Source organism: Sphingomonas sp. 179-I 2A4 NHS (assembly GCF_045369135.1).
GTDB lineage: Bacteria > Pseudomonadota > Alphaproteobacteria > Sphingomonadales > Sphingomonadaceae > Sphingomonas.
This window is the reverse complement of the sequence record NZ_JBIQFL010000019.1, coordinates 1-19,687: the sequence shown is the minus strand read 5'-3', so window position 1 is coordinate 19,687 and position 19,687 is coordinate 1. Positions and strand designations below refer to the sequence as shown.

Below are 19,687 nucleotides of genomic sequence, written 5' to 3'. Positions count from 1 at the left end.
GCGCCGGATCACCGCGGGAACCACGAAAAAGGGCGGCCTAGGCCGCCCTTCCCGTCTCGTCGGTAGCCGGCCGCTCAGGCGGTCGGCGGGTTGTCGAGATAGAGCGTCCACAGCGAAGCGATGTCCGCACGCGGCGCGGTCTTCACCTGCGCGAACGCAGCCTTCGCGCCTTCCTTGTCGCCGGAATTCGCCAGCGCGATGCCGAGGCGCGTGTTCACCGTGTCCGCGTCGACGCCGCCCTTCTGCAGCGCAACCTTATAAAGCTCGATCGCCTTGGCGTAATTGCCCGAGCCAAGATACGCGTCACCGGTGTTCGCCGCGACGCGGCCGTTCGCGCCCGACTTTGCCTTGGCTTCGCTCGGCGCCAGCGAACCTTCGTTGGCGATTGCCTGGTTCGCCACCTTCAGCAGGTCGTTGGCCGACGCGCTGCTCGCCGGGATCTTCCCTGCGGCCTTGCCTTCGGTCAGCACGGTCTTGGTCTCGTACGGCAGGCCCATGTCATAGGTCCACTGCGCGTAATTCTCGTAATCATACTGGTCGGCGAGCGACTTGGTCGCACGCATCAGGCGGTACAGGTCAACCTTCTGCGCCTTGTCCAAGGTCACCGCGCTCGACTGCGTCATGCCATAGGTGACGATCCCGTCGCGCCAGTTCTTGGCGGTCGGGTAAGCGACGACGTAGCGCTTGATCCAGCCCACGGTCTGCGGGCCCATCTTCTTCTGGTTGGTCTTGGCGATGGCGTAGCGATACAGTTCCTCGGACGGCTTCTGGCCGGCTGCGATCTGCGCGTCCATTGCCTTCTCCAGTTCCGCCGAACCGCCGGCGATGTCACCGGAATCCATGCGGATCTTCACCATCTGCAGCGTCAGGTTCGGATCGTTGTAACCAAGCTGCTGGGCGCGCTGGAAGAACTGGATCGCGCCGGCGGAATCCTTGGCGTTCGCCGCCATGATGCCGCGCTGGTAGTTATACTTGGGCAGGTCTACTGCCGGGGTCTTCGGATTGGCGATCAGCGCATCGAGCGGCGCCTTCAGGCCCTCCTCGCTCACCGGCTGATTGGCCGCGCGCGCGTCCTGGATCTTGGTCGCTTCCATCTGCAGCTGCAGCGCCGCGACGATATAGCGGTCGTCGTCGGTCTTCGCTGCGGCCTGCGCGGTCGCCAGCTGGGCGGCAGCCGTCGCGAAATCCTTGGTGCCAAGTGCAGTCTGGGCGGCGGATGCCGGGCCCTGCACTTCCTTGCTCAGCTTCAGGGCCGGGCCCTTCTGCTCCTGCTTCTTTTCCTTTGCGGCAGCAGCGGGGGTGGAAACGGCAATGCCCGCCACACCTGCCGTCAGAGCGGCTGCAACCGCGACCTTGGAAATGCTCTTCATTGAAACTGCTCTCCTTGAGGCGTGACGTGTTACGTCCGGCGCTTAATCCGGTTGCAAGGCCGCATCAAGGAATCGCGCTGAATGGACATTGAACGTAATGGTCCAGCGGCTTAGCCGGCCGTTCCATGAATGCAGTAATCATCGGTGCCTCGGGCGGGATCGGGGCAGCGCTGGCGGATGCGCTGGCGGAAGAAGATGCCACCGTACGACGTTTCTCGCGGCCGGAGCTGGACCTGACGGACGAGGCGAGCATCGCCGCAGCCGCCGCCAGCGTCGGCACGCCCGATCTGGTCGTCGTTGCGACCGGCCTGCTCCATGACGGGGAGCGCGGCCCGGAAAAGGCCCTGCGCGATCTCGATCCGGCCTGGCTGGCGGAGCAATATGCGATCAACGCGATCGGCCCCGCATTGGTCGCCAAGCATTTCCTTCCCGTCATGCCCAGATCCGGCCGGTCCGTCTTCGCCGTCCTCTCGGCACGCGTCGGCAGCATCTCGGACAATCGGCTGGGCGGCTGGTACGGCTACCGCGCCTCGAAGGCGGCGCTCAACCAGTTCGTCCGCACGCTGGCAGTGGAGGACAAGCGCCGCAACGATCGCGGCATCGTCATTGCCCTCCACCCCGGCACCGTCGACACCCGGCTGAGCCAGCCGTTCCAGCAGTCCGGGCGAGACATCTTCACGCCCGGCCGTGCCGCGGTCCAGCTCCTCGATGTCCTCGACGGCCTGAAGCCGCAGGACAGCGGCAAGTTCTTCGCCTGGGACGGGACCGAGATCGCGCCCTGAACCTTGTCCCCGCCGGATCAGTTGCGCGGCACGGGTGTCGCGAACCGATCCTTCGGCGTCGCGGTCTGCTCGCGCCGCAGCCGCGCCGCCTCCATGAACAGCCGCTGCCCTTCCGCAAGGGTCGGCGCATTGCGCCCGCGACGCTCCAGCTCGCTGATCAGCCCGGAAATCTTGTCCATCTCTGCTCTCCATCATCGAAGATATGGGGGCAGCAAAGCACCGACGGGCGCGCCGCGCACTTACCTCGGTTAGCGCCGGCGCACTCGCGGCCTTAGCTGTCCTCGCGTACGCGTACGCGCGCGTGACTTTTCGGTTGCAGGGTCCTAGATCGGCCGGGATACGAATCCCAGACCGAAGGTACCATTTTGACCGACGAGACCGTCCTCGCCGACCCATCGGACATTGCGCCGATCTCGATCGTCGAGGAAATGAAGACCAGCTACCTCGATTACGCGATGAGCGTGATCGTGGCGCGCGCGCTCCCCGACGTTCGTGACGGCCTGAAGCCGGTTCACCGCCGCATCCTCTATTCGGCGAACGAAAGCGGCTTCACCTACAACCGGCCCTACCGCAAATCGGCCCGCATCGTCGGTGACGTGATCGGTAAATACCACCCGCACGGCGATACTGCGATCTATGACGCCTTGGCGCGCATGACGCAGGACTGGTCGATGCGCGCGCCGCTGATCGACGGCCAGGGCAACTTCGGCTCGATGGATCCCGATCCGCCCGCCGCAATGCGGTACACCGAGGCGCGCCTGTCCCGTGTCGCCGATTACCTGCTCGACGATCTCGACAAGGACACGGTTGATTTCCAGCCGAACTATGACGGCTCGGAAAGCGAGCCTTCGGTCCTCCCGGCGCGCTTCCCGAACCTGCTCGTCAACGGCGCTGGCGGCATCGCGGTCGGCATGGCGACCAACATCCCGCCGCACAATCTGGGCGAAGTCGTCGACGCCTGCCTTGCCTATCTCGATCGCGCGATCAGCGGCGGAGAGCCGCTCACGACCGAGGAGCTGATGGAGATCGTGCCCGGGCCGGACTTCCCGACCGGCGCTGTCATCCTCGGCCGCGCCGGCGCGCGCAGCGCCTATGAGACGGGCCGTGGCTCGATCATCGTCCGCTCGCGCTACGTCATTGAGGAAGGGCGCGGCGAGCGTCGCTCGATCGTCCTCACCGAGATTCCCTACCAGCAGGGCAAGAACGCGCTGGTCGAAAAGATCGCCGAGGCCGCGAAGGACAAGCGGATCGAGGGGATTGGCGACGTCCGCGACGAATCGAACCGCGACGGTGTTCGCGTCGTCATCGAACTGAAGCGTGACGCGACGCCGGAAGTGGTGCTGAACCAGCTGTGGCGTCACACGCCGGCACAGGGCAGCTTCCCCGCCAACATGCTCGCGATCCGCGGCGGCCGGCCGGAGATGCTGCCGCTGCGCGAGATCATCGCTGCCTTCATCCAGTTCCGCGAGCAGGTCATCACCCGCCGCTCGAAGTTCGAACTGGCGAAGGCGCGTGATCGTGCGCACATCTTGCTCGGCCTCGTCATTGCCGTGACGAACCTCGACGAGGTCGTCAGGATGATCCGCGGCTCGTCTTCGCCGGCCGAGGCGCGCGCGGCGCTGATGGCTCGTGATTGGCCGATTGCGGAGATCGCCGGCTACATCAAGCTGGTCGAGGCGGTCGAGACCGAGATCACCGGCGACACCTATCGCCTGTCGGAAATCCAGGTTCGCGCGATTCTCGACCTGCGCCTTCACCGTCTCACCGCGCTGGGCCGTGACGAGATCGGCGACGAGCTCAAGACGCTGGCCGAATCGATCGCCGAGCTGCTCGCGATCCTGGCCGACCGCGTGAAGCTCTATGCGGTGATGCGCGAGGAACTGACCGAAGTTCGCGCGCTCTTCGCCACCCCGCGCCGCACCGAAATCGCCGCTGCCGCCGACGGCATCGATGACGAGGATCTGATCGAGCGCGAGGACATGGTCGTCACCGTGACCATGCAGGGCTATATCAAGCGTACCCCGCTTGAGGCGTTCCGCGCCCAGGCGCGCGGCGGCAAGGGCCGCAGCGGCATGGCGACCAAGGATGAGGATGCCGTCACCAGCCTGTTCGTCACCTCGACGCACACGCCGGTATTGTTCTTCTCCACGCTCGGCCGCGTCTATCGCATGAAGGTGTGGCGCCTGCCCGAGGGCAGCGCCAACACCCGCGGCCGCCCGATGATCAACCTCCTGCCGCTCCAGCCAGGCGAGACGATCTCCACCGTCCTGCCGCTGCCGGAGGACGAGGCGGAATGGGGCAAGCTCCACGTCATGTTCGCGACGGCGCGGGGCAGCGTGCGCCGCAACGCGATGGACGCCTTCACCAACGTGCCCTCGAACGGCAAGATCGCGATGAAGTTCGAAGGCGACGACATCGACGATCGTCTGATCGGCGTCGCGCTGCTGGAGGAGAATGACGACGTCCTCCTCGCCACCCGTCAGGGCAAGGCGATCCGCTTCCCCGGCAGCGACGTGCGCGAATTCCAGAGCCGCAACTCCACCGGCGTGCGCGGCATGCGCCTCGCGCCCGGCGACGAGGTGATCTCGCTCTCGATCCTGCACCGCACCGGCGCCACGCAGGAGGAGCGGGAGGAATATCTGCGCTTCGCCCCCTGGAAGGCGACGGAGCGTGAGGGCGAGCCGCAGATCCCGATGGACCGGTTCGAATTCCTGCGCGCGCACGAACAGTTCATCCTCACCGTCTGCGCGAATGGCTATGGCAAGCTGTCCTCGGCGTTCGAATATCGCCGCACCGGTCGCGGCGGTCAGGGCATCACCAACATCGACAATATCGCCCGCAACGGCCCGGTCGTCGCCAGCTTCCCGGCGAGCAAGAGCGATCAGCTGATGCTCGTCACCGATCAGGCCAAGCTGATCCGCATGCCGCTTGCCAGCCTGCGCGTCATCGGCCGCAACTCGGCAGGCGTGCGCCTGTTCAACGTCAGCGACGACGAACATGTGGTGGGCTGTGCGCGAATCGATGAGGAGCCGGAACCCGAGAACCCGGCAGAGGAAGCGGTCGCCGCCGACCTGTCGGCGCCGGAAACTGCGCCTGACACCGGCGCCATTGTCGGTGACGATGCAGCCGCGGGTCCGGAGGATGGGCAGTGAGCCGGCCCGTCACCGCCTATAAGGTCCTGACCGCCGATCAGATGGCGGCGCTGGAGCGTGACGGCAGCTTCGCCGGCGCGCCGGTGGATGTGGCGGACGGCTACATCCACCTCTCCACCGCCGCCCAGCTCACCGAGACGGTCGACAAGCATTTTGCCGGCCAGCACGATCTCCACGTCGCCGCCGTCGATCTTGAGGCGCTCGGCGATCAGATCCGCTGGGAGGAAAGCCGCGGCGGGCAACTCTTCCCGCACCTGTACGGCACGCTCACGCTCGACACGGTCGTGGCCTACAGCCCGCTCGAGCGCGAGGACGACGGCACCGTTCGCCTTCCGGTCACCGGTTGAGCGACCCGTTGCCCTCGCGCCCAGGCGCCGCGCCCTTCACCCTCCGCCTCACGCCGGCGGAGGTGACGGGGTTCCTGACCGCCGCCTTCCCGTCCAGCGATCCGTCGAAGCTGGGCCAAGTGGTCAGCCTGGTGCCCGGCCACTTGCGCATCCGGCTCGATCCCGACGCCTCGACGCTCCGGCCGGGGAATATCGTCTCCGGGCCGACGCTGATGACGCTTGCCGATCTCGCCGCTTATGCGGTGATCGCGGCGCATCATGGGCCGGAGCAGATGGCGGTCACGAACGCGCTGTCGATCAGCTTCCTTCGCGCCTGCAATCATCGCGCGATCTACGCCGACGCGCGCCTGCTGAAGCTCGGCCGCCGCCTCGCCAGCGTCGATGTTCGCATCTGGCAGGACAGCGAGGACCGGCTGATCGCCCAGTCCACCGTCGGCTACGCCCTGCCCTGACCTTATCCGCGGGTCTCGTAGCTCAGGTGTAAAGGTCGACCACCTCGGCGCCCTCGCCCTCCGCCTGCAACAGCAGCGTTCGGTGGCAATGGCAGGGGTCCCGCTCGTAACACAGCAGGGCGGAAGGCAGCTCCGCCGCCAGCGCGCGCATCTGCGCCGCCGCGGCCTGCGCTTCGGGCAGCGCCAGCTGATCGTCATACACCGCGCGCAACGTCACGACATCGCCCTTCTTCGCCGCGTCGCGCCCGCGCTTGGGTGTGCCCAGCGACTTCAGGTGCACATAGTCGATCCCGGCCTCCCGCAGCGTCGCCGCCAGGATCGACTTGGAGAAGCCGGGCCGCCGCGACAGCGGCAGCGCACGCACGTCGATCACCCGCTTCACCCCCGCCCGCGTCAGCGCGGCGAGAAAGTCGGCTATCGTCGTGGCCTCATATCCGATGGTGTAGATTTTCATTGCGCCTCAAGCTCGTGACGCCGCCGTGCGCGATCAATGCCTGGCCGGCGAAATAGAGCGGCCAGATCAGCAGCCGCGGCGCTGCGCTTTCCTGAAGGGGGCCAAGCTCGGCAAAGATCAGCAGGTCCGACGCGACGAACAGCCACGCGCCGATCGCCAACTGGCGCGGCAGCCGGCTCGCCGTCGCTGCTCCAGCCATCGCACCCAACGCGAGCGCGTAGAACCCGACGCCCAAATCACGCGCCAACGCCGCCGAAATCGCCGCCACCACTACGGCACAGCCAACGATCAGCCGCCAAGCGCCCGGCCCCGCGTGCCGCCGATACAAGTCGATCGCGATCACATGCCCGATCAGGAAAGCGATCGCGCCCACCACCAGGCCCGCCGCCTCCAGCAGCACGTCACCCGCGGCGCCACATGCCAAAACCAGCGCCAGCTGGCGCCCGTCCCGTGTGTCTGCGGCGTGCCATGCCCAGCCGGCCAGCAGCGCCACGCCAGCGCCCTTCCACGCCACCACCGCTGGGCCGCTCCACCCGGCCCAGGCGGCGATCGTGTAGGAAGCGCCTGCGATCAGCGCCGCGGCGAACAGGCCGCGACCGATCATGAACTATGGTCGGAAATGATCTGCCAGCCCGGCTTGCGCCGCTCGAACACCAGGCTGGTCAGCCCCGTTTCCGGCTTGCCGTCCGCCGGCGTGAGCGTCCACCGCGCCACCAGCAGCATGTGAACGTTGCTCAACGTCCGCCACGCCATCGGCTGGAAGGTCAGCCGCCCGCGCTTGTTGCCGCCATCGGCAAAGCTCTTGGCGTATCGCGCGGTGATCTCGGCCTTGCCGCGCGCCATCGTCGGCCCGGCGACATAGATCGCATCATCGGCATAGGCCGCCATGAACCGGTCAAGCGACCCGGCGTTCCATCCCGCCGAGCTTTCCGCCATCACCGCCTCGATCTGCGCCTGAGGCGTCGCCGCGGCGCTCGCTGCGAGAGCGACCGGCGCCATGATCGTCAGGATCATCATCATGCCTCCCCCAGCAGCGCCGCCAGCACGTTTTCGCGCAATGGCCCGGCGCACAGGAAACCCTGGTACAGGGTGCAGCCCTCGGCGGCGAGCAGTGATCGTTGCTCTTCGTCCTCCACGCCCTCCGCAATCGTCGCCAGGCCCAAGCCAGCCGCGATCGCGATCACCCCACGCACCACGGTGCGCGCCCGGTCGCCGCCGGCAATGTCCTGCGTCAGGCTGCGATCGATCTTCAGGTAATCGAGCGGCAGTGCCTTCAGATAGGCAAGGCTGGAATAACCCGTACCGAAATCGTCGATCGCCACGCGCAGCCCCGCCTCGCGAAGCCGCTGCAGCCGCTCCGCCGCCAGTTCCAGGTCGGTGACGAAGCCACTCTCCGTCACCTCGGCGGTCACCCGCGCGGGATCGATCCCGCTCCGCTCCACCAGCGCCAGGAAATACTCGGTGAAATCGCCGCGCGCGAGGTCCGCTGCGGTCACGTTGATCGCCACCCGCAGTTCCGCGAGTGCTCCGGTCCATGGCGCTGCCATCGTCAGTGCGAGCCGCTGGATATGCTCGGACAGCGCCAGGCCGAGGCCCGCGCGCTCCGCCGCCGCAAACAAGGTGTCCGCGCCCAGCACGCCATGCTCGGGATGCTCCCACCGCGCCAGAGCCTCGACCCCGGTGATCCGCCCGTCGTCCAGCGCCACTTGCGGCTGGAACAAGATGTCGATCTCGTCGCGGTCGATGGCGCGGTGCAGGTCCGCCGCCAGCCGCAGGCCATGCGCGGCATGGACGGAAGGCGCCACCCGAATGCTCGCCCCGTCGCTGGCCAGCGCCTGATGCAGCGCCTCGCGCGCGCGCCGAACCAGGATCGCCGCCGCTTCGCCCGCCCCGCGATGCGCCACCCCGATCCGGACGCCCAGGTTCGCTTCCTCCGCGCCGATGGCGAACCGCCGCGTCAGCGCCGCCTCGATCGTCGCGATTCGCACTGCCGCGTCCGCTTCATCCTCCTTCATCGCCACGAGGAAGCGCGCTCCCTCGTCACGCTCGATCACCGCCGCAGACGGCAGCGCCGCCGCAATCCGCGCCCCCGTTTCACGCAGCAGCGCATCGCCTGCTTCCCGGCCGAAGGCTGCGTTCACCGTGTCGAACCGGCTCATCGCGATCACGGCCACCGTCGCCGCCTGATCGTGGCTCAGCGCCGTCACGAACCGCTCGACCGCGCCGTCGCCACATTCTCCCGCCCGCCGCGCATGCCCGGTGCCGCGCAGGCGCCGCGCGTGCCGCCCCGCAAAGCGAAGCGCAAGACCAAGCGTCGCCATATCAACCGCGCCGGTAAGCACATGTGTCGCGCCTGCCTCATAGGCCTGGGCCGCACCGTGAGCGTCGCGCACGATCGCCAGCAGCGCCGCTCGCTCGGCAAGTGCGGCGGCATCCTCGCCCGCCATCTGCTCCAGCGTGTCACGCGCATCCACCAGGCGCACATCCGCGCCGGTGCCCGCGCTATTATCGATCAGGCGCCACCCGGCCGCCTCCACGATCGGCGCCAGCGCCTCGGATCCTGCCGCCAGGGCAACATTGCCCGTATGGCTTGAAAGTTTTCCCACTTCTTCGGGTTAAGCTGCGCCTTCCGGCACAGCAACGGCCCGCCTGCTCTTGTCCCCTCGCCTTTCAGCCCTTAGCTGTTCCGTTATGGGAGATGCGACCGCCCCTTCGATCGGCCCTTCGACCGATCTCGTTGACGGGTTCGGCCGCACGATCCGTTACTTGCGCATTTCCGTCACTGATCGCTGCGATCTTCGCTGCCGCTATTGCATGGCCGAAAAGATGACCTTCCTGCCGCGCAGCAAGTTGCTGGCGCTGGAAGAGATCGCGATCATCGCCGAACGCTTCATCGGCTTCGGCGTGCGCAAGATCCGCTTGTCGGGCGGTGAGCCGCTGGTCCGGCGCGACGTCATCGATCTCACGCGCCGGCTCGGCGCCCATGTCGGCCACACGCTCGACGAACTGACGATGACGACCAACGCCACGCACCTCGCCGATCATGCCGAGGCGCTGGTCGACGCCGGCATGCGCCGCGTGAACGTCAGCCTCGACAGTCGCGATCCCGACCGTTTCCGCTTCATCACCCGCCATGGCGATGTCGAACAGGTGCTGGGCGGGATCGCCGCCGCGAAGAAGGCAGGGCTTTCGGTCAAGATCAACATGGTCGCCCTGAAGGGGCTCAATGACGAAGAAATCCCGGCGATGCTCGATTGGTGCATCGCGGAAGGGCATGATCTGACGCTGATCGAAACCATGCCATTGGGCGCCATCGACGAGGATCGCACCGACCGTTTCGTGCCATTGACCGCCGTTTTTGATCATCTGGACGCCAAATTTCCCTTGGCACGCGACCTTGCAGGCACGGGTGGCCCCGCCCGCTACTGGCGTGTCGAGGGCAGCAAGACGCGTCTCGGCCTCATCTCGCCGCTCACCGCGAACTTCTGCGATGGCTGCAACCGCGTACGCCTGACAACGGAGGGCAAGCTCTACAGCTGTCTCGGCCATGACGACCAGGTCGATCTCAAGGCTGCCCTGCGCGAAGGCGGCGTGGCTGCCTTGGACGACGCGATCCGACTTGGCATCGCCGGCAAGCCCGCCCGCCACGATTTCCGAATTGAGCGGGGCGCCGCCCCGGCCGTTGCCCGCCACATGAGTGTCACCGGCGGATGACTGCTTATCCCCGGCGGGCACTGGTCGCCTCGCCTACCGCCTCCGCCCAGGCCGCCCGCGCCGCGCTTGCCGATGCATGGGATTGGTGCACCCTCGACGAGGCAGATGTCGTGATCGCCTTGGGCGGTGACGGCTTCATGCTGCAGACGCTGCACACCTTGCTCGATCAGCGCCGCCTCGCAGTGCCGGTGTTCGGCATGAACCTTGGCACCGTCGGGTTCCTGATGAACGAATGGCGCCAGCACGATCTGGATGAGCGACTGGCCAACGCGCGTGCGTTCAAGGTGACGCCGCTGATGATGACGGCGATCGGCGTCGACGGGCGGGTCCACACGATGCCCGCGATCAACGAGGTGTCGCTGCTGCGCGAAACACGTCAGACCGCGAAGCTCGAGGTCAGCGTGAACGAACGCGTCGTCATGGAAGAACTCGCCTGCGACGGGATCCTCGTCGCAACGCCGGCCGGCTCCACCGCCTACAATCTCTCCGCCCATGGCCCGATCCTTCCGCTCGGCTCGGCAATGATCGCGCTTACTCCGATCAGCGCCTTCCGCCCGCGGCGCTGGCGCGGCGCGATCCTGCCGGACAAGGCCAGGATCAGGCTGCGGGTGCTTGATCCGGGCAAGCGCCCCGTCTCTGCGGTGGCCGACCAGCGCGAGGTACGTGAGGTCGCCGAAGTCGACATTGCCATCGATCGTGCGCGAGAGCTTACGCTCCTGTTCGATCCCGAGCATGCGCTCGACGATCGGATCACCATGGAACAGTTCGTCTCCTGATCTGAACGCCTACCACTGCAACGCCCCGCGCATTTCCGCTGACGCGCGCCTACCGTAATCAACCGCCGCTCATGCGGGGCTTCCCGCCCGAGCGTGGTGGAAGGATTGCGATGACCATCATCTGTCGAGTTCGCGCTGCTATGTACTCGCTGGTGGCAGCGCTTCTCGCCCTGGTCCTCGTCACCACGGCCGCCACCGCTCGACCGCTCCCCGGCTACCCGGATCTGCCGCCCCTCCCGCTGCAAGGCCATGTTGAACACGAAACCGCGCGCATCTGGTACGGCACGATCGGCCAGGGCCCGCCGATCATCCTGCTCCACGGCGGTACCGCAAGCAGCCGTACCTGGAGCCTTCAGGTACCCGCGCTCGTCGCTGCCGGCTACCGCGTCATCCTGATCGACAGCCGCGGTCACGGCCGCAGCACGCTCGGCACGCGCCCGCTTGGCTACGAACTCATGGCACGGGACGTCCTGGCCGTGATGGACCGTTTAAATTTGCGTCGGACGGCTATCGTGGGCTGGAGCGACGGCGCGATCATCGGGCTGATCCTCGCCATGCGCCACCCGCAGCGGCTGACCGCCGTCTACGCATTCGGCGCGAACATGGACCGGAAAAGTGTGCGCCCGGACGCTTTCAACGCGCCCATCCTGAAGACGGTCGGCCCGCGGCTCCTCGCCGACTATGCAGCGCTCTCTCCGACGCCCAACGGCTTTCCGGCCCTACACGCCGCCGCCGAAGCCATGCTGCGCGCCGAACCTAACTACACGGCGGCTGAACTGGGCACGATCACAGGCCCCGCGATCATGATCGCCGCCGGCGCCTACGACGAGTTCATCAAGCAAGACCACACCGCCTATCTCGCCCGCACCATCCCACGCGCGCGGCTACAGATCTTCCCCCGCGCTGGCCACTTCGCCCCGTGGGAGCAAACCAAGGCGTTCAACCGATCGTTATTGAGTTTTCTCGCCGAAGTCCGCGATCGCTCCACTGTTCGCGGCCCCTTAGGGAAAGCCCCAGCAAGCCGGAGTAGCGCGCATAGAGCCTCCGCGCTCACTGACGGCGACGGAGAGTTCGTCGCGCAATAATCAGCACGCCGCCGCGACCATCATCATCGGACGCCGGCATGGCCTGCTCTTCCCGCGCGATTCATGAATCCTGCGCAACCGGAGGTACTCCTCACGCGTCACGATATGGGCAAAATACGCGCCCTCGAAATACACCAGCTCTGCATACAACACGTCTTCAGGCGAACCCCCTTGGGGGAAGAAGGCGTTTGAGGCCTGGCTGGTTCCGCGCGATCGGAGGAAAATGTTATAGAGTTCATCCCATTGCGTTTTACATCCTATGGCACCCCTGCAATAGCCGTTCTCGGAGGCACCCCTTTGGGTCACGAGTTCTACAGTTTCGAAGAGGCGCTGAACTCAGCCCTTGGTGCGCCCGACGGCGACTCTGATCGCCGCGGGAAGAACCGCTTGCAGACAGTGTACCGCGTCGCGCGCGTCTTCGCCGGCGCTGATCACGGTCTGGCGCGCGTCGTCAACATTTCGGACCACGGACTGATGCTGGCCACGCATCTGGAAGTCCGGCTGAGTGCTGACGTAACGGTGGATCTCTCCGAGGCCTGCTCCCTTACTGGCGAGGTTGTGTGGGTGCGCCCCGGCCAGTGCGGCCTCAAGTTCAAGGCGCCGATCGACAGCGCAGCACTCCTCAAGCGATTGCGCGACGAAGTCCGCACGCCGCAGACACGGCCGCTTCGGCTGCCGATCGACAAGCAAGTGCTTTGCACCAGCCCGCTCGGCATGCAGGTCGTCCGCCTCCGTGACATATCGCAGCGCGGCGCCAAGATTGTACATGACGGCCGAATCGCCACGGGGCTGGACGTGAAGCTGCAGCTGACGGCGCTGATCGAGTGCCGCGGGCTGGTTCGCTGGTCGCGCGATGGCCTTGCCGGCCTGCAGTTCGAGAAGGAACTGAGCGTTCCCGAACTCGGCTCGATCAGCCGGCTCTGACCAACGCCTTCGTGCGGCACGTGTCAGCACGACGTCGCCGCCACGATCAGAAACGGCTCCCGCCTTTCTCCCGCGGCCGTCTTTGAACGTTCACCGGACAAACCTCGCCATGCCGTGATGCCGGCGCCCAGATGGAAACCGTCAAAGTCGCTCCTGAGGCAGAAAACTTTCGGCCGGAAACGCCGGATCGCCATAGGTGGCGACCAACCGGCCGTTCGCCGTAGTCGCCTTCCGATTCGCCACAGCCGCCCGCGGTGACGTCGCGGCCGTCCTTGATGCACGCGCGATCGCCTAAAGTGGCGACTTGGCAGTCCTTGAGGTTCGAATCCGTGATCGCGCCATCTTTCGCTCTGATCCGCCTCGGATGGCGCGCGCGGCGCTACCGGGGGAGGATCAGCCAAACATCGGAGAATACTGCGGCCAATTTGCCGAGCGCGGCGCCGTGCGCGCACATCACATGACGGCAACGGAGCGGCACGATCGGTTGACTTACCCGCGAGCAGCGACGCGTTCGTCGCTGGCGCATTTGCTTCACCGCGATGGGTGGAAAGTGGCTCCCCGAGTAGGATTCGAACCTACGGCCGCTCGATTAACAGTCGAGAGCTCTACCGCTGAGCTATCGGGGAACGCTGCGGGAGGCGCGTCTATAGCCGGCATTTTTCTCGGTGCAAGCCCCGCAAATGCAAAAAAGGGGCGGCCGAGGCCGCCCCTTCCAAAAAGCCGTGAGCGTGGTCGCTCAGGCGGCGTCGAACCGGCGCCCTGCCTCGTCCCAGTTCACCACATCCCACCAGGCCTTGAGATAGCCGGGGCGGTCGTTCTTGTAGGTGAGGTAGTAAGCGTGCTCCCACACGTCGTTGCCCAAGATCGGCGTGCCCTTCTCCTTGGCATCGTCCATCAGCGGATTGTCCTGGTTCGGCGTCGAGGTCACCTTCAACGCGCCCGAGGCGTCCTTGATCACCCAAGCCCAGCCCGAACCGAACTGGCCCGCGCCCTTGCCGTTAAAATCTTCCTTCAGCTTGTCGAGGCCGCCATAGGCATCGATCGCGTCCTTCAGCGCGCCCGACGGCTGCGTCGAGCCCTTGGGCGCCATGATCTTCCAGAAGAAGTCGTGGTTCCAATAACCACCGCCATTGTTGCGCACCAGCGGCGGCAGCTGGGAGATCATGCCCAGGATCTCCTCGATCGACTTGCCCTCCAGCTTCGGATCGGCCGCCACGCCCTCGTTCAGCTTGGCGGTGTAGGCCGCGTGATGCTTGTCGTGGTGGAAGGTCATCGTCTCCTTGGAGATGACCGGCTCCAGCGCGTCATAATCGTACGGGAGCGGCGGGAGTTCGAAAGCCATGAAATCCTCCTTTGGCGTTCGCGAGTGAACGCGACGCGGATCAAATGGCTCCGGTGACCTCGTTACGCAACCGATCAGATCGCCGCGCGGCCGCTGTTCAGCCGCTCGCCCCGATCATGTCGTGCCGGCGAAGCGCATGGCGCAGCTGATCGTAGCTGAGGCCAAGCGCATCGGCCGTCGCCCGCTGGTTGAACCGGTTCTCCGCCAGCGCGCGCGACAGCAGCTCCTTTTCGAACAGCGCGACCCGACTCTTGAAGTCCGACGGCCCAACATCGCACGCCGCAACCTCATCTCCCTCATTGGGCACCTGCGGCTGCGTTGAAACGGGGGCTGAGGCCGGCGCCGGCGTCGCCGCGCTCGGCGCCCCGCCACTCCCCGGCCGATAGGGCGACTGGAACGGGTCGAACTCGATCGCCTCGATTGGCCCCTCGCGATCCCAGCGATAAACCGCACGCTCCACCACGTTGCGCAGCTCGCGCACGTTGCCCGGCCAGCGATAGTCGCGCAGCGCCTCCTGCGCGGCCGGTGCGAAGCCGTCCCAATGACTCCAGCCCATTTCCGCCGCCATGCGGCGCCCGAAGTGATCCGCCAGCACCAGGATGTCGCTCTTGCGGGCGCGCAGCGGCGGCAGCGTCACGACCTCGAACGACAATCGATCGAGCAGGTCGGCGCGAAACTCGTTGCGATCGACCTTGTCGGGCAGATGCTCGTTGGTCGCCGCCACGATGCGCACGTCGACGCGGATGGGGCGCGAGGAGCCGATCCGGGTCACCTCGCCATATTCCACCGCCCGCAGCAGCCGCTCCTGCGCGCCCATCGAAAGGGTGCCGAGCTCGTCGAGAAACAGCGTGCCGCCATGCGCTTCCTCGAAGCGGCCGACGCGTGCCTTGGTGGCACCGGTGAAGGCGCCCGCCTCATGGCCGAACAACTCCGCCTCAATCAGCGTCTCGGGCAAGGCAGCGCAGTTCATGATCACCAGTGGCTGGTCCCACCGCTGGCTAAGGCGATGCAGTCGCTCAGCGACCAGTTCCTTGCCGGTCCCGCGTTCACCGATCACCAGCACCGGGCGATCGAGCGCGGCCGCCCGGCTCGCGCGCTCTAGCGCGTCGAGGAACGCCCCCGATTGCCCGATCACCTGCGACGCCCGTTCCGCCATCACCCACCTCGCTGAACCAACCCTTGGCGCATTTTCCCAATGCTTGGCAAGACGTGTTTCGCGAGACCAAAGCACCTAGAGTAGCCACGGGTACCGCTCGCCGATCGTTCCACGTCGATGTTTTCACTCGATTTTTTGAGACCCCACGGGATCAAGTGCTTGGCCTGTGCCGCCTCCACAGAAAACTGGCACGCCCCCTGCAAAGCACCTGGCAACCCGGCATTCGGGAAACAGACACCAGGTTCAGAGGAGCAGTCACATGACCCAGTTTGCACAGATCGGCCGTACCCTCGCCGCCATCGCCTGCACCGTCGTCTTCAGCGCCACCATGGTGCTCGGCGCGGTCGGCCCGGCCCAGACGGGATCGGCTCCCACCATCGTTCGCGTGATCGCGTGAACGACGCCGCCGGGGCGGGCGCTTATCCCTCGCCCCGCCCCGGCGGTAAGCCTATAACAGGGCATCACCAGGAGTTTCGTTGATGGGCATCTTTTCCCGAACCCGCGACATCGTCGCCGCCAACATGGCGGAGCTACTCGAAAAGGCCGAAGATCCGGCGAAGATGATCCGCATGATCATCCTCGAGATGGAAGAGACGCTGGTCGAGGTCCGGGCGTCGGCGGCACGCACGATCGCGGACATCAAGGAAATGCGGCGCCACATGGCAAAGCTGTCCGAGATCGAAGCGAACTGGACCGAGAAGGCAGAGCTCGCCCTGTCGAAGGATCGTGAGGATCTCGCCAAGGCAGCGCTGATGGAGCGCCAGAAGGCGACCGACATGGTCGAGCAGCTCCGCGCCGAAATCGCCGTTCTCGACGATACGCTGCGCAGCTCGGAAGAGGATATCGCGAAGCTTCAGAACAAGCTGCGCGAGGCCCGCACCCGGCAGAACAACATCGCCACGCGCCTCGAAAGCGCCACCAACCGTGGCCGCCTGCGCGAGATGTGGAACGGCCCGCGCACCCACGAGGCGTTCAGCCGCTTCGAAATGCTGGAGCGCAAGGTGGACGAAGCCGAAGGCCGCGCCGACGCCATGGGCCTGGGCGCCCTGCCCAAGAGCCTCGACGAGGAGATCGCCGAGCTCAAGGCCGCCGACCGGGTGGATGCCGAACTCGCCGCGCTCAAGGCGCGCATGAACAACCGTAGCAACGGGGAAAATTGAGATGGACGACGTGCTCGTACCGATCTTCGTCGTGGGCATGCTCTTCATCGGGCTGCCCTGGCTGATCATGCACTATGTGACGAAGTGGAAGCAGGCCCCCGGGTCGATGACCAGCGAGGACGAGGCGTTGCTCGACGAGCTTCACTCGCTCGCCAAGCGCCTGGAGGACCGGGTCAACACCGTCGAGCGCATCGTCGCGGCCGACAATCCCGATTTTCGCCCCGGCCTGTCCGATTACCGCTCGCAGCCTGACTATCGGCTGGAAGACCGCATCGAGAGGAGGAACTGATGGCCGACAACAGCCGCACGAAATTCTACCTCAACCGTCAGGATCGCAAGTGGAAGGGCGTTTGCGCCGGGATCGCCGACTATACCGGGATCGAGGTGCTCTGGGTGCGGATCGCGATGATCCTCCTCACCCTCGCCGGCGGCTTCCCCTGGACGCTGATCGCCTATCTCCTGATTGGATGGATGGCGCAGGATCGGCCGGCGAACCTCTACGGATCGCCCGAGGATGCGAAGTTCTGGCAGGGCGTGCGCTCCAATCCGAAGCGCACCACGGCGGAGGTCCGCTCCAAGTTCCGCGAACTCGATCGCCGGCTCGCCGACATCGAAACGCACTACACCAGCCGCAACACGCAGCTCGCTGACGAGATCGAGCGCCTGCGCTGAAGATAGCGCGAGTTAGGAGACGGACGATGCACGTCGGAGGACCCTTCTTTGTGCTGGCGATCGTGCCGATCGCCACCGGGGCCTGGCTGATCAACAACTGGATCCGCGCCAAGCACGGCTATTCGATCAGCGATGATTGGGGCCGCAACATCGGCAAGGACACGCCGGAAGCCACCCGCAAGGTGGAGGTCCTCACCAACGAGAACGCCCGGCTGACCGGGATGGTCAGCCGGCTCGAGGAAAGGATCGCCGTCCTTGAGCGGATCGCCACCGATCCTGCCATCCGCACGGCGCACGAGATCGAACAGCTGCGCAATCGCTGAAAGGAACGACGTCTATGACCGCTGCCGAAAAGATCCAGCTGTTCTCCGCCCTTGCACCGGTCGTCGCAACGATCGGGATCGCCGGTGTCGTTGGCTGGGTCGCCACCACCTGGATGCGGATCAGGGGCGGCTACCCACTGGATGGCCAGTGGGGGCAGGCGCTCTATCCCAAGCGGGACGATGAAACGGTCGAACGCGTGAAGCTGCTGACGCAGGAAAACAGCCAGCTTCGTGCCGAACTCGGCGCGATGAAGGATCGGCTCCAGAACGTCGAGCGGATCGTCACCGACAGCGGCCACCTGCTGGCGCAGGAAATCGAACAACTGCGCGACCGCGCGAACTGAAGGAACTGACCAATGGAAAAGGGCTACTTCGTCCTGTTGTTCTTCATGATCGTGGTCGGCCTGCCGGTGATCTTCGGCGTAGGTGGCGACATGTTCAAGCGCTGGCTGAAGCACAAGGAGAAGATGGTGGACGCGCTCAATGCGCAGGCTGCCGAGAAGGCTGCGCAATATGCCGCCCATACCGATCGGTTGGAGCAGCGGGTCCGCGTCCTTGAACGGATCGTGACGGACAAGGGGCTGCTGGTGGCCGACCAGATCGAACAGCTGCGCGATCGCCCCTCGCTGGCCGACCGCCCGAACTGAAAATAACAGCGCAAGAAGAGGATTTCAGATGCCTTGGTCCGTCGTTTTCCTGGTCCTTGGGATCGTGCTGATTACCGCGCTCGCGCGGGTCTCCCGGGAAAAGTACCGCGCCATGGGCCGTGCTGGCGAAGACCACGCCCTGCCCGCCGACGCGATCGCCAGCCGCGAAGAGATCCGCCAGCTTAAGGAACGCATCGCCGTCCTGGAGCGCGTCATCACCGACAATCATGGCAGCGCCGATCTGAGCCGTCAGATCGAAGAGCTGCGCAACCGCTAACGGAGCAGATGATCATGTCCGACATGAGCTTCTATGTCACGATGGCATCGGCGGCGCTCGCCGGGCTCGTGATCCTGGTTTCGGCAGTCCTCACGGCCTGGCGCGGCTGGCTGCAGCTCAAGCAGCAGGAATTGCGGCAGGACGCGGATTCACGCGCGGCTGCCGCACCCGGCAACGCCACGGCCCGGATCGAGATCGCGGATCTGAAGGAACGGATCCGCAAGCTCGAGGCCATCGCCGCCGGCGTCGATCTCTAGCCGCCGTTGCCCGCCCGCGCGCGAGGCGGTAGGCGCAGCGCCGATGACTGACGCCGCCTCCGCCCTCGCCGATATTCACAGCGAATATGATTTCCTTGATGCCGACGATCGCTACCGCCTGCTGATCGATCTGGGCCGCGCGCTCGAGCCGATGCCGGATGCACTGAAGACCGACGCCACCTTGGTTCGCGGCTGCTCCGCGTCGGTCTGGGTCTACCCAACCCGAGCCGAGGACGGCACGCTCCACTTCCTGGCCGACAGCAACGCCGCGATCACCAAGGGGATCATCGCCTTGGTGCTGAAGACGGTGCAGGACCAGACGCCAGCTGCGATCGCAGCAACCGACATCGAAGCAGCACTCGCGCCGTTCAATCTCAAAGCCCAGCTCAGCTCCAACCGCACCCAGGGCATCCCCAACATGATAGCCCTCATCCACGAAACCGCGGCGCGCTATCTCTAAGTCGCGCGCGACCTCCTCAGGCGCGGCACAACGTCGGTGTCCGAAGTCGAGATCGTCGACGGGTCGCCGACATGGATTTTGTCACCATTCAGCAGGACGCGACGGCGATACGAGATAATAGCCTGTGGCGAACGTTCTACGCGCCGGTCTTCCCCACCCGAGACTCGGCTGATGACCTTAGATGCCGCGCACGGTCCTCGCCGGAACGCTCCACGAACTTCTTGCCCGTAGAACTAACGGCACACGATATAGGCGTACACTGTCCGCCGTCAGCACCTATGGCACAGATTTGAGGTTGTGAATTAAGGAGGGTTGGGGCTTCGTCGTAGTGACGAAG

Annotated in this window: 26 protein-coding genes and 1 tRNA gene; 18 read left to right on the top strand and 9 right to left on the bottom strand. The window is 65.8% G+C overall.

What is annotated here, in order from left to right; genetic code table 11:
* Nucleotides 1–74 precede the first annotated feature (74 nt).
* Complete coding sequence (locus tag ACH0CP_RS18015) at nucleotides 75–1,370, bottom strand: tetratricopeptide repeat protein (protein WP_406890011.1); 1,296 nt, start codon at nucleotides 1,368–1,370, stop codon at nucleotides 75–77.
* A 125-nt stretch (nucleotides 1,371–1,495) separates the two neighbouring features.
* Here ACH0CP_RS18015 and ACH0CP_RS18010 point away from each other — a divergent pair, with 125 nt between their 5' ends.
* Entirely contained in the window at nucleotides 1,496–2,152 is a 657-nt protein-coding gene (locus tag ACH0CP_RS18010; RefSeq protein ID WP_406890009.1) for an SDR family NAD(P)-dependent oxidoreductase, read from the top strand.
* 17 nt (nucleotides 2,153–2,169) lie between these two features.
* On the opposite strand, the gene ACH0CP_RS18005 is transcribed toward ACH0CP_RS18010, so the two are convergent.
* On the bottom strand, nucleotides 2,170–2,331 hold the full coding sequence (locus ACH0CP_RS18005; RefSeq protein WP_294443807.1) for a hypothetical protein: 162 nt from the start codon (nucleotides 2,329–2,331) through the stop codon (nucleotides 2,170–2,172).
* A gap of 186 nt (nucleotides 2,332–2,517) precedes the next feature.
* On the opposite strand from ACH0CP_RS18005, the gene gyrA reads away from it, so the two are divergent.
* The 3 genes from gyrA to ACH0CP_RS17990 are packed head-to-tail and all read left to right on the top strand — an operon-like array spanning nucleotide 2,518 to nucleotide 6,103.
* Complete coding sequence (gyrA, locus tag ACH0CP_RS18000) at nucleotides 2,518–5,304, top strand: DNA gyrase subunit A (RefSeq protein ID WP_406890007.1); 2,787 nt, start codon at nucleotides 2,518–2,520, stop codon at nucleotides 5,302–5,304.
* The gene (locus ACH0CP_RS17995) at nucleotides 5,301–5,651 is read left to right on the top strand and encodes a DUF952 domain-containing protein (RefSeq protein ID WP_406890005.1); all 351 of its coding nucleotides are present in this window, start codon (nucleotides 5,301–5,303) and stop codon (nucleotides 5,649–5,651) included. The genes gyrA and ACH0CP_RS17995 overlap by 4 nt, the downstream gene beginning before the upstream one ends.
* A gap of 8 nt (nucleotides 5,652–5,659) precedes the next feature.
* Nucleotides 5,660–6,103, top strand: coding sequence for a PaaI family thioesterase (locus ACH0CP_RS17990; protein WP_294443803.1), 444 nt, complete (start codon nucleotides 5,660–5,662; stop codon nucleotides 6,101–6,103).
* 22 nt (nucleotides 6,104–6,125) lie between these two features.
* Here ACH0CP_RS17990 and ACH0CP_RS17985 read toward each other — a convergent pair whose 3' ends face one another.
* From ACH0CP_RS17985 to ACH0CP_RS17970, 4 genes are read right to left on the bottom strand one after another with little or no spacing between them, the layout of a single operon-like run.
* Nucleotides 6,126–6,557, bottom strand: coding sequence for a DUF488 family protein (locus ACH0CP_RS17985; RefSeq protein WP_406890003.1), 432 nt, complete (start codon nucleotides 6,555–6,557; stop codon nucleotides 6,126–6,128).
* On the bottom strand, nucleotides 6,532–7,161 hold the full coding sequence (locus ACH0CP_RS17980) for a lysoplasmalogenase family protein (RefSeq protein ID WP_406890002.1): 630 nt from the start codon (nucleotides 7,159–7,161) through the stop codon (nucleotides 6,532–6,534). The genes ACH0CP_RS17985 and ACH0CP_RS17980 overlap by 26 nt, the downstream gene beginning before the upstream one ends.
* Nucleotides 7,158–7,571, bottom strand: coding sequence for a YybH family protein (locus tag ACH0CP_RS17975; RefSeq protein WP_406890000.1), 414 nt, complete (start codon nucleotides 7,569–7,571; stop codon nucleotides 7,158–7,160). Before ACH0CP_RS17975 ends, ACH0CP_RS17980 begins: the two co-directional genes overlap by 4 nt.
* A gap of 2 nt (nucleotides 7,572–7,573) precedes the next feature.
* Nucleotides 7,574–9,163 (bottom strand): putative bifunctional diguanylate cyclase/phosphodiesterase, encoded by a 1,590-nt coding sequence (locus ACH0CP_RS17970; protein ID WP_406889998.1) that lies wholly within the window; start codon nucleotides 9,161–9,163, stop codon nucleotides 7,574–7,576.
* Between the two features lie 85 nt (nucleotides 9,164–9,248).
* Here ACH0CP_RS17970 and moaA point away from each other — a divergent pair, with 85 nt between their 5' ends.
* The 4 genes from moaA to ACH0CP_RS17950 all read left to right on the top strand — a co-directional run bounded on the left by moaA (nucleotide 9,249) and on the right by ACH0CP_RS17950 (nucleotide 13,056).
* Nucleotides 9,249–10,271, top strand: coding sequence for a GTP 3',8-cyclase MoaA (gene moaA / locus ACH0CP_RS17965; RefSeq protein WP_294443794.1), 1,023 nt, complete (start codon nucleotides 9,249–9,251; stop codon nucleotides 10,269–10,271).
* On the top strand, nucleotides 10,268–11,047 hold the full coding sequence (locus ACH0CP_RS17960; protein ID WP_294443792.1) for an NAD kinase: 780 nt from the start codon (nucleotides 10,268–10,270) through the stop codon (nucleotides 11,045–11,047). The genes moaA and ACH0CP_RS17960 overlap by 4 nt, the downstream gene beginning before the upstream one ends.
* 110 nt (nucleotides 11,048–11,157) lie before the next feature.
* Entirely contained in the window at nucleotides 11,158–12,132 is a 975-nt protein-coding gene (locus ACH0CP_RS17955; RefSeq protein ID WP_406889996.1) for an alpha/beta fold hydrolase, read from the top strand.
* 243 nt (nucleotides 12,133–12,375) lie between these two features.
* Nucleotides 12,376–13,056: a PilZ domain-containing protein gene (locus ACH0CP_RS17950; protein ID WP_406889994.1), complete on the top strand. Its 681-nt coding sequence runs from the start codon at nucleotides 12,376–12,378 to the stop codon at nucleotides 13,054–13,056.
* A 551-nt stretch (nucleotides 13,057–13,607) separates the two neighbouring features.
* Here ACH0CP_RS17950 and ACH0CP_RS17945 read toward each other — a convergent pair.
* The 3 genes from ACH0CP_RS17945 to pspF form a co-directional block, all read right to left on the bottom strand.
* Nucleotides 13,608–13,682, bottom strand: a tRNA-Asn gene (locus ACH0CP_RS17945).
* A 110-nt stretch (nucleotides 13,683–13,792) separates the two neighbouring features.
* Nucleotides 13,793–14,398, bottom strand: coding sequence for a superoxide dismutase (locus ACH0CP_RS17940; protein WP_406889992.1), 606 nt, complete (start codon nucleotides 14,396–14,398; stop codon nucleotides 13,793–13,795).
* Nucleotides 14,399–14,495: 97 nt separating this feature from the next.
* A complete protein-coding gene (gene pspF, locus ACH0CP_RS17935) occupies nucleotides 14,496–15,554 on the bottom strand; it encodes a phage shock protein operon transcriptional activator (RefSeq protein ID WP_406889990.1) in 1,059 nt (352 codons plus the stop codon).
* Nucleotides 15,555–15,813: 259 nt separating this feature from the next.
* Between pspF and ACH0CP_RS17930 the strand changes: the two genes are divergently transcribed.
* The 10 genes from ACH0CP_RS17930 (at nucleotide 15,814) to ACH0CP_RS17885 (ending at nucleotide 19,350) form a co-directional block, all read left to right on the top strand.
* The gene (locus ACH0CP_RS17930) at nucleotides 15,814–15,951 is read left to right on the top strand and encodes a hypothetical protein (protein WP_406889988.1); all 138 of its coding nucleotides are present in this window, start codon (nucleotides 15,814–15,816) and stop codon (nucleotides 15,949–15,951) included.
* Between the two features lie 82 nt (nucleotides 15,952–16,033).
* Nucleotides 16,034–16,714 carry a phage shock protein PspA gene (gene pspA / locus ACH0CP_RS17925; RefSeq protein WP_294443782.1) on the top strand — a complete coding sequence of 227 codons (681 nt, stop codon included), beginning with the start codon at nucleotides 16,034–16,036 and terminating at the stop codon, nucleotides 16,712–16,714.
* Nucleotide 16,715: 1 nt separating this feature from the next.
* Nucleotides 16,716–17,003 (top strand): envelope stress response membrane protein PspB, encoded by a 288-nt coding sequence (gene pspB / locus ACH0CP_RS17920; RefSeq protein WP_294443779.1) that lies wholly within the window; start codon nucleotides 16,716–16,718, stop codon nucleotides 17,001–17,003.
* On the top strand, nucleotides 17,003–17,386 hold the full coding sequence (pspC, locus tag ACH0CP_RS17915; RefSeq protein ID WP_406889986.1) for an envelope stress response membrane protein PspC: 384 nt from the start codon (nucleotides 17,003–17,005) through the stop codon (nucleotides 17,384–17,386). Before pspB ends, pspC begins: the two co-directional genes overlap by 1 nt.
* Before the next feature lie 26 nt (nucleotides 17,387–17,412).
* Nucleotides 17,413–17,709, top strand: coding sequence for a hypothetical protein (locus tag ACH0CP_RS17910; protein WP_406889984.1), 297 nt, complete (start codon nucleotides 17,413–17,415; stop codon nucleotides 17,707–17,709).
* A gap of 14 nt (nucleotides 17,710–17,723) precedes the next feature.
* Nucleotides 17,724–18,053: a hypothetical protein gene (locus tag ACH0CP_RS17905; protein WP_294443775.1), complete on the top strand. Its 330-nt coding sequence runs from the start codon at nucleotides 17,724–17,726 to the stop codon at nucleotides 18,051–18,053.
* Nucleotides 18,054–18,065: 12 nt separating this feature from the next.
* Nucleotides 18,066–18,356, top strand: coding sequence for a hypothetical protein (locus ACH0CP_RS17900; RefSeq protein WP_294443773.1), 291 nt, complete (start codon nucleotides 18,066–18,068; stop codon nucleotides 18,354–18,356).
* Nucleotides 18,357–18,384: 28 nt separating this feature from the next.
* Complete coding sequence (locus ACH0CP_RS17895) at nucleotides 18,385–18,633, top strand: hypothetical protein (protein ID WP_294443771.1); 249 nt, start codon at nucleotides 18,385–18,387, stop codon at nucleotides 18,631–18,633.
* 14 nt (nucleotides 18,634–18,647) lie between these two features.
* Nucleotides 18,648–18,890 carry a hypothetical protein gene (locus tag ACH0CP_RS17890; protein ID WP_406889982.1) on the top strand — a complete coding sequence of 81 codons (243 nt, stop codon included), beginning with the start codon at nucleotides 18,648–18,650 and terminating at the stop codon, nucleotides 18,888–18,890.
* Between the two features lie 43 nt (nucleotides 18,891–18,933).
* Entirely contained in the window at nucleotides 18,934–19,350 is a 417-nt protein-coding gene (locus ACH0CP_RS17885) for a SufE family protein (protein ID WP_406889981.1), read from the top strand.
* Nucleotides 19,351–19,687 lie beyond the last annotated feature (337 nt).

Coding starts and splice junctions, on each gene's coding strand:
- ACH0CP_RS18015 (WP_406890011.1), bottom strand. CDS start 1,370: ATGAAGAGCATTTCCAAGGTCGCGGTTGCAGCCGCTCTGACGGCAGGT.
- ACH0CP_RS18010 (WP_406890009.1), top strand. CDS start 1,496: ATGAATGCAGTAATCATCGGTGCCTCGGGCGGGATCGGGGCAGCGCTG.
- ACH0CP_RS18005 (WP_294443807.1), bottom strand. CDS start 2,331: ATGGACAAGATTTCCGGGCTGATCAGCGAGCTGGAGCGTCGCGGGCGC.
- ACH0CP_RS17985 (WP_406890003.1), bottom strand. CDS start 6,557: ATGAAAATCTACACCATCGGATATGAGGCCACGACGATAGCCGACTTT.
- ACH0CP_RS17980 (WP_406890002.1), bottom strand. CDS start 7,161: ATGATCGGTCGCGGCCTGTTCGCCGCGGCGCTGATCGCAGGCGCTTCC.
- ACH0CP_RS17975 (WP_406890000.1), bottom strand. CDS start 7,571: ATGATCCTGACGATCATGGCGCCGGTCGCTCTCGCAGCGAGCGCCGCG.
- moaA (WP_294443794.1), top strand. CDS start 9,249: ATGGGAGATGCGACCGCCCCTTCGATCGGCCCTTCGACCGATCTCGTT.
- ACH0CP_RS17960 (WP_294443792.1), top strand. CDS start 10,268: ATGACTGCTTATCCCCGGCGGGCACTGGTCGCCTCGCCTACCGCCTCC.
- ACH0CP_RS17955 (WP_406889996.1), top strand. CDS start 11,158: ATGACCATCATCTGTCGAGTTCGCGCTGCTATGTACTCGCTGGTGGCA.
- ACH0CP_RS17940 (WP_406889992.1), bottom strand. CDS start 14,398: ATGGCTTTCGAACTCCCGCCGCTCCCGTACGATTATGACGCGCTGGAG.
- pspF (WP_406889990.1), bottom strand. CDS start 15,554: ATGGCGGAACGGGCGTCGCAGGTGATCGGGCAATCGGGGGCGTTCCTC.
- ACH0CP_RS17930 (WP_406889988.1), top strand. CDS start 15,814: ATGACCCAGTTTGCACAGATCGGCCGTACCCTCGCCGCCATCGCCTGC.
- pspA (WP_294443782.1), top strand. CDS start 16,034: ATGGGCATCTTTTCCCGAACCCGCGACATCGTCGCCGCCAACATGGCG.
- pspB (WP_294443779.1), top strand. CDS start 16,716: ATGGACGACGTGCTCGTACCGATCTTCGTCGTGGGCATGCTCTTCATC.
- pspC (WP_406889986.1), top strand. CDS start 17,003: ATGGCCGACAACAGCCGCACGAAATTCTACCTCAACCGTCAGGATCGC.
- ACH0CP_RS17910 (WP_406889984.1), top strand. CDS start 17,413: ATGCACGTCGGAGGACCCTTCTTTGTGCTGGCGATCGTGCCGATCGCC.
- ACH0CP_RS17905 (WP_294443775.1), top strand. CDS start 17,724: ATGACCGCTGCCGAAAAGATCCAGCTGTTCTCCGCCCTTGCACCGGTC.
- ACH0CP_RS17900 (WP_294443773.1), top strand. CDS start 18,066: ATGGAAAAGGGCTACTTCGTCCTGTTGTTCTTCATGATCGTGGTCGGC.
- ACH0CP_RS17895 (WP_294443771.1), top strand. CDS start 18,385: ATGCCTTGGTCCGTCGTTTTCCTGGTCCTTGGGATCGTGCTGATTACC.
- ACH0CP_RS17890 (WP_406889982.1), top strand. CDS start 18,648: ATGTCCGACATGAGCTTCTATGTCACGATGGCATCGGCGGCGCTCGCC.
- ACH0CP_RS17885 (WP_406889981.1), top strand. CDS start 18,934: ATGACTGACGCCGCCTCCGCCCTCGCCGATATTCACAGCGAATATGAT.